This is a genomic window from Mesorhizobium sp. M2A.F.Ca.ET.039.01.1.1, from assembly GCF_003998035.1.
Classification (GTDB): Bacteria; Pseudomonadota; Alphaproteobacteria; order Rhizobiales; family Rhizobiaceae; genus Mesorhizobium.
Genome location: NZ_RZRY01000206.1, coordinates 1 through 9,314, shown reverse-complemented (window position 1 = coordinate 9,314; position 9,314 = coordinate 1). Strand labels below are relative to the sequence as shown.

The following is a 9,314-nucleotide window of genomic DNA, read 5'->3' as shown; positions in this document are numbered from 1 at the left end:
AATAGCGACCGAGGCGGTTGCTGGCGGCGGAAGGATGAATTCTGGCATGGGCTGTCTCTGTGTTGGCATGAATCGTGCGCACCTTCGGCCGATTTCGACGGCCGGGCAAGACTGAGGACGCTCCCGCGCACATCGGCCTGTCGTTCCAATGGCAGTGCCCTGTGCCATTGGGGCCCTGTACCATTGGGCGATATACTATTTGCCAATAATCTGGCCATGGTCACCGGACTATCCTGTACCGGCCGAAACCGAACCGATGCCTGAACCCGTGCAATGAGCTCCGTCAGCGACCGCGCCCGCTTCCTGATCATCGACGACCACCCGCTGTTTCGCGAGGCGCTGCACAGCGCTGTGCAGATGGCCTATCCGGACGTCGACACGGTCGAGGCGCGCTCGATCACGGAGGCCATCGAACTCCTCGCCGACGCCAAGCCGTTCGATCTTGCGATGCTCGATTTGAGCATGCCCGACGTGCATGGCTTCGAGGGGCTGTTGCAGCTGAGGACCCGCTACCCGCGGCTGCCGGTGGTGATTGTCTCAGGCTATGAGGAACCGAAGATCATTTCGGAGGCGTTGTCCTACGGCGCGGCCGGCTTCATCCCGAAATCGGCCAGGAAGAGCGATCTCGCCGCCGCCATCCGCTCGGTGATGGACGGCGCCGTCTATGTGCCGGAAAATTACGAGGGCCAGCCGCCCGACCCCGACAGCACCGACCGCGCCGATATGGTGCAGCGCCTGGCGAGGCTGACGCCGCAGCAGCTCAGGGTGCTGCAGATGCTGCGCCAGGGCATGCTCAACAAGCAGATCGCCTACGAGCTGCAGGTGGGCGAGACGACGGTGAAGGCGCATGTCTCGGAGATCTTGCGCAAGCTCAATGTCTACAGCCGCACGCAGGCGGTGATCGAGGTGTCGAAGCTGGATAATGCGGAGTTGTTTCGGGATCAGGCGGGGTTTTGAGGGGCAGTTCTAAGCCAGCAAATGCGCCAGCAGCGCTCTTAGCTGCGCAGGCTTCAGCGGCTTGCGCATCAGCTCGATGCCGGCGGCGCGGGTCGCCTTGGCGACGTGCTCTGACCCATCGGCGGTGACGATCAGCGCCGGCACCGAACGGCCGAGATAGTCGCGGACTTCGGCTATGGTGGCGGTGCCGAGGTCGCCGCCGTCGAGATGCTGGTCGGCGATGATGATGTCGGGCACCCAATCGGTGTCGCCCAGAAGATCGAGCGCGTCGTCGGTCGAGGTCGCGGCGCGCACCAGGCACTGCCAGCGTTCGAGCAGCGAGGTCATGGCGGAGAGCACGTCGGCGTCGTTCTCGACCAGCAGGACCTTGGTGCCGAAGAGGCCGTAGCCGCGCGGACGGTCCATGTCGGCGATGCCTGTCGCCGGTTCGGCGGCCGCCATGCCGATCGGCACGTCGATGTGGAAGATGGTACCGCGCCCGACCCTCGAGGAAAAGGTGACGGGGTGGCCAAGGGCAGCCGCCATGCGGCGCACGATGGCGAGGCCCAGCCCCAGCCCGCCGGCCAATCCGCCGTCGGCAAGTGTCGAGGTGCCGCGGTGGAACTCCTCGAACACCGCTTCGCGCTGGTCCTCGGCAATGCCGCAGCCGGTGTCGGCGACGTCGATGCGGATGGTGTCGCCGCGATGCCTGGTTCCGACCAGCACGCCGCCGGAGCGGGTGTAGCGCAGCGCGTTGGAGAGGATGTTCTGCAGGATGCGCCTGAGCAGGGTGCGGTCGGAGCGCACCACGACATTGACCGGCCGGAACTTCAGCGACAGGCCTTTCTTCTCAGCCTCGGGCTGGAAATCCGAGCGCAGCGAGGAAAACAGCGTCTCCAGGCTGACGTCGCCGATCTCAGGCTGCACCACGCCGGCGTCGAGCTTGGAGATGTCGAGCAGCGTGCGCAGCAGGTCTTCCATCGTCTCCAGCGAGCGCTCGACCTGGCGCACCAGCTTCCTGCCTTCCTCGCTGGTCTGGACCTCGGCCAGCGCCGAGACCGACAGATGCGCGGCGTTGAGCGGCTGCAGCACGTCGTGGCTGGCGGCGGCGAGGAACCTGGTCTTGGAGAGGTTCGCCAGTTCGGCGTTTTCCTTCGCCGCGCTGAGCTCGATGTTCGATTGCTCGAGCCGGCGTAGCGTCGCGTGCAATTCCTCGGTGCGGTTGCGCACCCGGTTTTCCAGCGAGATGGCGGTCTGGAACAGCGAGAAGGCGTTGCCCTGCTGGTCCATCGAGCGCTCGACGCGGCTGACAAGCGCCGCGTTGATCTTCTTCAGCCTGTCGACGTCGTCGATGTCGCGCAGCGGCATGCCGTTCACTCGGCCGCCTGGCGCTCGCCGAAGGCGATGCCGGTGAAGGTCTGGTTGAGATGCATCGAGCGGTACTGCTCGCCATAGGTGCCGAACCCGATGACCTTGTTGGTCCGGTAGAGCTCGGAAATGTCGCGGAAGACCTGGCGGTTGCGCGCATCGAGCCGGCGCAGCACGCAGTCGAAGCCCAGGATCATATCTATCCCGCCGAGCTTGTGCTCGACATCCTCGAAAGCGGTGCGTGTCGATTCCACCATGTTCTTCGGCTGGGCGATGGAAAGCACGATACCGTCGTCGATGGCGCAGAAGAAGGACAGTGAGCCGTCAGGATGCATGCGCTGGATCGATCGGCAATAATATTCGCCGCCGACCTTCACCACGACGGGGTGCGAGGCAAAGCTCAGCGGCGTCAGCGTCTGCGGCAGGATGCCGACGGAGGTTGCGTATTCCTCGGCCGCGTTGGCGGCGTTGAATTCGCGCACTATGCGATGGTCGGGGTCGGACGCCGTCACCACCAGCTTCTCGTCGGTCGGGATGAAATTGTCGGTCTTGAAGACGTGGAAAGGAATTTCGGTCGCAACCAGCACGATGACGGCGCTATCGGAGGCGACCCTGCCATTGGCCATCAGCCTGGTCGTCTCGAATTTGAGGTCGTCGCCGGCCGAGCCGCCGATCAGCGGGACGTCGTCCAGTCCCCAGTGGATGGCCGAGGTCACCGCTTCCTCGGCATAGGACAGCCCGTCGATGAAACAGAGCGCGAAAAACTGGTTCGAGCGGTCGTGGCCGATGCGCTCGCGCAGCAGGCGCCGCAACGCCGCGACCTCGCCGGTGATACTGTCCATGCTGGACGAAGAGAGGTTTTCGACCATGACGGAGACGGTTGAAAACGACGCCGAAGGCAAAAGCAGGGCAAGGATATGCCCTTCCTCCAGTCCCTGCGGCGTGATCTCGCCGGCGGTCGAGCAGCCGGCATAGGCGAGCGAGGGCGCGTATGCTTTCAGCGCCTGCGCCAGCGCCGCCGCGTCGACAAGGCCTTGGGAGAAGAACAGAAGCGCGAAACCGGCGTCGACGATCGCCGCTTCGGCCGCGATGGCCCGGGCAAAGGCATTCGGGTCGGGCTCATCCGTGGTGAGCGCCGATAGGCCCGATGCATAGCGTGTGCTCGAACTGGCCAGCTGCCTTCTCCGCAATTCTTGCGACGCGGTTTATGGGTGTCTTTTCTATGCGTGCCAGGCACGCTCCGCATCGAGGGCATCTTTGCCCTCAATCCCTGATTTGGCAATGGGGCCGGTTGCTGCGCTGCACATAACTTTTGCCATGATCGAAAGTACAATGGAACCGGCGCTGGCAGCGCTGTTTTGCGCGTTGTACGGTGCGCGAATGGTACTGCCGAAGCACAGCACGGCATCGGCAGGGTGAGGACCAAGGTTAATACCCAGGGAGGTTGCATGTCGGACGTGTCCTTGACTGTGAATGGGAAACGGGTCAGCGGGAGCGCCGAAGACCGAACGTTGCTGGTGCATTTCCTGCGGGAGCATCTGGGTCTCACCGGAACGCATGTCGGTTGCGATACGTCGCAATGCGGCGCCTGCGTGGTGCATGTCGACGGCCGGGCGGTGAAATCCTGCACAATGCTGGCCGTTCAGGCCTCAGGCTCGACCATTGTCACCATCGAAGGGCTGGCCGACGGCGCCGAGTTGCATCCGGTCCAGGCCGCGTTCAAGGAGCATCACGGCCTACAATGCGGCTTCTGCACGCCAGGCATGATCATGACGGCGACCGACATGATCGCGCGCCATCCGGAGGGTCTGGACGAGGCGACGGTGCGCGCCGAGCTCGAAGGCAACATCTGCCGCTGCACGGGCTACCACAACATCGTGAAGGCGATCCTCGCCGCATCGCAAGCGATGGCGAAGGGCGCCAAGGGCAAGGCGAAGCAGGCAGCGTGAGGATCGAGCGAGTAGCGAATAGTGAGTAGCGAATAGTCGGTATTTTTTCGGCCGCTCTGCGCTCCACCAATTCACTACTCGCTATTCGCTACTCACTACTCGCTATTTTCGGGAGGAATTTCCTAATGGGTATCGAAGGCGTCGGCGCCCGCGTGGCGCGCAAGGAAGACAAGAGGTTCATCACCGGCGGCGGCCGCTATGTCGACGACATGGTGGTTCCCGGCATGAAGCATGCCGTGTTCGTGCGCAGCCCGCACGCGCATGCGCAGATCAAGAAGATCGACGTGAAGAAGGCGCAAGCGATGCCAGGCGTCGTCGGCGTGCTCACCGGCAAGGAGCTCAAGGCCGACGGCATCGGCAATCTGATCTGCGGCTGGATGATCCACTCCAAGGACGGCACGCCGATGAAGATGGGCGCCTGGTCGCCGCTTGCGGTCGATAAGGTGCGCTATGTCGGTGACGCCGTCGTCATCGTCGTCGCCGACACCAAGGGCCAGGCGCGCGACGCGGCGGAAGCGGTCGAGATCACCTACAAGGAACTGAAGGCGGTGGTCGAGGCGACCAAGGCCATCCAGCCCGGCGCACCGCAGGTCCATGCCGAAGCGGAGAACAACCTGATCTTCGACTGGGAGCTCGGCGACGGCAAGGCGACCGACGCGGCGATCAAGTCGGCGGCCCATGTCACGCGCATGAAAATCGTGAACAACAGGCTGGTGCCGAATGCGATGGAGCCGCGCGCGGCCCTCGGGCATTACGACAAGGCGGAGGACCACTATACCTGCTGGACGACGTCGCAGAACCCGCATGTCGCGCGGCTGGTGATGAGCGCCTTCTACAACGTCGCGCCGGAAAACAAGCTGCGGGTGATCGCACCCGATGTCGGCGGCGGCTTCGGCTCCAAGATCTACATCTATCCGGAAGAGATCGTTTGCCTGTGGGCATCGAAGAAGACCGGCGTCCCGGTCAAATGGGTGGCCGACCGCACCGAGAGCTTCCTGGCGGACGCGCATGGCCGCGACCATGTCTCGACGGTGGAGATGGCCTTCGACAAGGACAACCGCATCACCGCCCTGAAGGTCGACACGATAGCCAATCTCGGCGCCTACATGTCGCTGTTCTCGTCCTGCGTGCCGACCTATCTCTATGCCACGCTCTTGTCGGGCCAGTACAACATCCCGGCGATCCACGCCAATGTGCGTGCTGTCTACACCAATACCGCGCCCGTCGATGCCTATCGCGGGGCAGGGCGGCCGGAGGCCACCTACGTGCTCGAGCGGATGATGGAAACCGCCGCGCGCGAGCTTGGTGTGTCGCCGGCGGAACTCAGGCGCCGGAACTTCATCACGTCCTTCCCGCATCAGACGCCGGTGATCATGGCCTATGACGCGGGCGATTATAACGCATCGCTCGATGCGGCGATGAAGGCCGCCGACTATGCCGGCTTCACCAGGCGCAAGGCGGATGCGGCCAAGCAGGGCAAGCTGCGCGGCATCGGCATGAGCTGCTACATCGAGGCCTGCGGCCTGGCGCCATCATCGGCGGTCGGCTCGCTCGGCGCCGGCGTCGGCCTCTGGGAATCGGCGGAGGTACGGGTCAATGCCGTCGGCACGATCGAGGTGCTCACCGGCTCGCACAGCCACGGCCAGGGCCATGAAACGACCTTCGCGCAACTGGTCACCCAGCGCTTCGGCGTGCCGATCGACTCGGTCTCGATCGTGCATGGCGACACCGACAAGGTGCAGATGGGCATGGGCACTTACGGCTCGCGTTCCGGCGCCGTCGGCATGTCGGCCATCGTCAAGGCGCTCGACAAGGTCGAGGCCAAGGCCAAGAAGATCGCCGCGCACCTGCTGGAAGCGGACGAGGGCGACATCGTCATCGAGAATGGCGAGGTCAAGGTCGCTGGCACCGACAAGAGCCTGCCCTGGTTCCAGGTGGCGCTTGCCTCCTACACCGCCCATAATTTGCCGGCGGGCATGGAGCCGGGCTTGAAGGAAACGGCCTTCTACGATCCGTCCAACTTCACCTTCCCGGCCGGCTGCTACATCTGCGAGGTTGAGATCGATCCGGAGACCGGGTTGACCGAAATCATCCAGTTCGTCGCGGCCGACGATTTCGGCAACATCATCAATCCGATGATCGTCGAAGGGCAGGTGCATGGCGGCATCGCGCAAGGCGTCGGCCAGGCGTTGCTGGAGGGCGCACATTACGACGGCAGCGGGCAGCTTCTGACGGCAAGCTACATGGATTACACCATGCCGCGAGCGGACGACCTGCCGTCCTTCAAGGTCTCCACCTCGAACACGCCATGCCCGGGCAATCCGCTCGGCGTCAAGGGCTGTGGCGAGGCCGGCGCCATCGGCTCTCCGCCGGCGGTCATCAACGCCATCACCGATGCGCTGGGCGTCGACGACATTCCCATGCCGGCATCGCCCGCGACGGTGTGGGCTACCATCCGCGCGACGAAGCACTGAGGAGGAACGAGCATGTATTCGGTCAATTACCATCGCGCTTCTTCCGTCGCTGACGCCGCCAAGCTGCTGAAGAACGGCGACGCCAAGCTGCTCTCCGGCGGCATGACGCTGATCCCGGCCATGAAGACGCGGCTCGCGGCGCCTTCCGACCTTGTCGATGTCTCGCGGCTGAAGGACCTGCAGGGCGTCAAGTTGTCCGGCAAGACGGTCACCATCGGGGCCGCGACGACGCATTACGACGTCTCAACCGACGAGAAGCTGAAGAAGGTGTGCCCGGCGCTTGCGCATATGGCATCGCTGATCGGCGATCCGGCGGTGCGCTACAAAGGCACGATCGGCGGCTCGATCGCCAACAACGACCCGGCGGCCGACTATCCGGCGGCTTTGCTGGCGCTGGGCGCGACGATCATCACCAACAAGCGCGAGATCGCGGCGGACAAATTCTTCAAGGGCCTGTTCGAGACGGCGCTGAAGGAAGGCGAGATCGTCACCGCGGTGAGCTTCACCGCGCCGGCCAAGGCGGCCTACCAGAAGTTCCGCAACCCGGCTTCGCGCTACGCCATCGTCGGCGTGTTCGTGAGCAAGGGCAAGGACGGGGTGAGAGCCGCCGTCACCGGCGCCGGCGAGGACGGCGTCTTCCGCTTGAAGGAGGTCGAGGCCGCCCTGGCGAAGAGCTTCGACGCCGCCGCGCTCGACGGCCTCAAAGTGCCGGCGAAAGGGCTGATGAGCGACCTTCATGCCTCCGCCGAGTACCGCGCCAATCTCATCGCGGTGATGGCCAAGCGCGCGGTGGCTGCCGCCAACGCTTGAACAGCCCCGCCGCGGATGAAAGAAGGGGCCACCTCGGCCCCTTTTTCTTGGCCATAACAAAGGCTTGACCGGAAGCACCGGTCAAGTCGCAGCTTCGCACTTGCACAAAGTTATCCCGCACTGCGCTGGCCAGTTATTACATCGTCGAGAAACCGGCTCGCGGCTGGCTCAACCGCAACTGGTGAGGTCAGGCCCTGCCGTTCTTTCGGGCGGCGAGGTAGCGGCGAAGCCCGGTTTCTCCGCGCGGCGTCGTCCAGCCATGGTTCCAGGCGAAGGCGGGCCTGAGCAGCGGCGCCAGGAATTTGAGGATCGGCCTCTCGACCGTGACCTGCCAGACCAGATCGACATGCGTGCCGGCCCCTGACGGCGACAGCTCGGCCCGCCACAGCCCGTCGAAATCGTCGAAGGTTTTTACCACCACCAGCCGGCCGGGTATGAGCTCGGCGGCCTCGATGATGAAGTTCAGCTCCTAGGGCAGGGCGCCGCGCGCTCGTGCCCTGGCGCGGGCGCCGACGACGCCCTTGCCCTTCTTGTCGAGCGGCTCCACCTCCTTATAGGCATCGCCCCACCAGAGCGGCAGCAACTGGGCGTCCGACAGCACATCCCACACTTCCTGGAGTGTGCCTTCAGGGATGTCCCAGCTTTCGTCGAAGCGGAAGACATTGCTCGCCATGATGTCGCGCCCCAGCCAGCCGAGCGGTTATATTAGCTTTGGCTTGTTCTTCTGGCCAGCAGCGTTCGAAGCGTGTTCAGGCGGCGATCGGTTTTGCCCAATAGCGCACCGACTTCTTGCCGCCGTGGATTACCGCGTCGCCGACCTCGGCGAAACCGAGCGCGGCGTGGAAGGCATCGGAAGCCGGGTTGGGCGGATCGGCATTGACCTCGCAGGTTACCATCGTGTGGCCGGCGCACCGGGCCTGCTCGAACAGATCCTCATAAAGGCGGCGGGCGTGGCCGCGGCCGCGCGCCGCCGCGGCGACCACCACTCGGTCGACATAGACGAAGCGCGGATAGCGCTCGCGAAACCAAAAGAAGTTCGGGCTGTCGTAATTTGCGTCCTGGTCGAAGCACAGGATGAAGGCCCCGAGCGCGCCGATGCGGCGCGTGTAGAAAGCCTCACCGAGCAGGAAGGAAAGCCGTTCCGGCTCGAGCCAGGACAGTTCCGCCGCATGCTCGTTGTTGAGCGCGAGGATGGCGGGCTCGTCGGCGGGCGAGACGCGTTCGATCGGCAGCAACTCCTGGGTCACCATCTTGGCTGTCAGGCTCTCGCGGCCGCGATCGTCGCCGCCACCTTGTCCTGGTCGGTCACCGTGTTGCGGTATTCGCGGTAGAGGTCGGTGCCGCCCATGCCGACATTGGGATTGCGGTAGCGCATGGCGCTGGGCACGTCCGCAAGCGCTGCAAAATGCATCTCGGTCAGCCCGGTCCGCTTGCGCACCTCGCCGATCGTATCGGGCGCCAGCGCGCCGCAGCCGAGGATGATGATGCGATCGTCCGCCAGACGCACGAGCTCGGCCAGAAGCTCGACGCCTTCGAGCGCGGTATCGCGCTGTCCGCTGGTCAGCACGCGGCCGACCTTGCAGCGGATGAGCGCCTCGAGCGCCTCAGCCGGATCACGCGTCATGTCGAAGGCGCGGTGGCAGGTGACGTTGAGCGGGCCGGCGGCCTCAACCAGCGCGCTCGTGCGCGTCTCGTCGATGGCGCCGTCGGCGGTCAGGCAGCCGACGACGACACCGGCAACGCCGAGCTCGCGAAGCGCTTCGACATCGGCCAGCAT

General features: G+C 64.6%; 10 protein-coding genes. 4 read left to right on the top strand and 6 right to left on the bottom strand.

The window, feature by feature from the left end; all coding sequences use genetic code 11:
* Nucleotides 1-273 precede the first annotated feature (273 nt).
* The gene (locus EOA24_RS17160) at nt 274-957 is read left to right on the top strand and encodes a response regulator transcription factor (RefSeq protein WP_126082239.1); all 684 of its coding nucleotides are present in this window, start codon (nt 274-276) and stop codon (nt 955-957) included.
* A gap of 9 nt (nt 958-966) precedes the next feature.
* Here the strand turns inward: EOA24_RS17160 and EOA24_RS17155 are convergent, their stop codons facing one another.
* Nucleotides 967-2,304 (bottom strand): hybrid sensor histidine kinase/response regulator, encoded by a 1,338-nt coding sequence (locus EOA24_RS17155; protein WP_126083771.1) that lies wholly within the window; start codon nt 2,302-2,304, stop codon nt 967-969.
* Nucleotides 2,305-2,309: 5 nt separating this feature from the next.
* Nucleotides 2,310-3,494 (bottom strand): FIST N-terminal domain-containing protein, encoded by a 1,185-nt coding sequence (locus tag EOA24_RS17150; RefSeq protein ID WP_126082240.1) that lies wholly within the window; start codon nt 3,492-3,494, stop codon nt 2,310-2,312.
* A 258-nt stretch (nt 3,495-3,752) separates the two neighbouring features.
* On the opposite strand from EOA24_RS17150, the gene EOA24_RS17145 reads away from it, so the two are divergent.
* The 3 genes from EOA24_RS17145 to EOA24_RS17135 all read left to right on the top strand — a co-directional run bounded on the left by EOA24_RS17145 (nt 3,753) and on the right by EOA24_RS17135 (nt 7,537).
* Nucleotides 3,753-4,253 (top strand): (2Fe-2S)-binding protein, encoded by a 501-nt coding sequence (locus tag EOA24_RS17145; protein ID WP_126082241.1) that lies wholly within the window; start codon nt 3,753-3,755, stop codon nt 4,251-4,253.
* Between the two features lie 125 nt (nt 4,254-4,378).
* Nucleotides 4,379-6,727 (top strand): xanthine dehydrogenase family protein molybdopterin-binding subunit, encoded by a 2,349-nt coding sequence (locus EOA24_RS17140; protein ID WP_126082242.1) that lies wholly within the window; start codon nt 4,379-4,381, stop codon nt 6,725-6,727.
* A 12-nt stretch (nt 6,728-6,739) separates the two neighbouring features.
* Nucleotides 6,740-7,537 carry a xanthine dehydrogenase family protein subunit M gene (locus EOA24_RS17135; protein ID WP_126082243.1) on the top strand — a complete coding sequence of 266 codons (798 nt, stop codon included), beginning with the start codon at nt 6,740-6,742 and terminating at the stop codon, nt 7,535-7,537.
* 187 nt (nt 7,538-7,724) lie between these two features.
* Here EOA24_RS17135 and EOA24_RS43080 read toward each other — a convergent pair whose 3' ends face one another.
* From EOA24_RS43080 to EOA24_RS17120, 4 genes are all read right to left on the bottom strand, one after another.
* Nucleotides 7,725-7,958, bottom strand: coding sequence for a hypothetical protein (locus tag EOA24_RS43080; RefSeq protein WP_245467011.1), 234 nt, complete (start codon nt 7,956-7,958; stop codon nt 7,725-7,727).
* A 48-nt stretch (nt 7,959-8,006) separates the two neighbouring features.
* Nucleotides 8,007-8,210: a hypothetical protein gene (locus EOA24_RS43075; RefSeq protein ID WP_245467013.1), complete on the bottom strand. Its 204-nt coding sequence runs from the start codon at nt 8,208-8,210 to the stop codon at nt 8,007-8,009.
* Between the two features lie 76 nt (nt 8,211-8,286).
* A complete protein-coding gene (locus EOA24_RS17125; RefSeq protein WP_126082244.1) occupies nt 8,287-8,787 on the bottom strand; it encodes a GNAT family N-acetyltransferase in 501 nt (166 codons plus the stop codon).
* Between the two features lie 8 nt (nt 8,788-8,795).
* Nucleotides 8,796-9,314 (bottom strand): copper homeostasis protein CutC (locus tag EOA24_RS17120; RefSeq protein WP_281059886.1); only part of this gene is annotated, 519 nt, incomplete at its 5' end.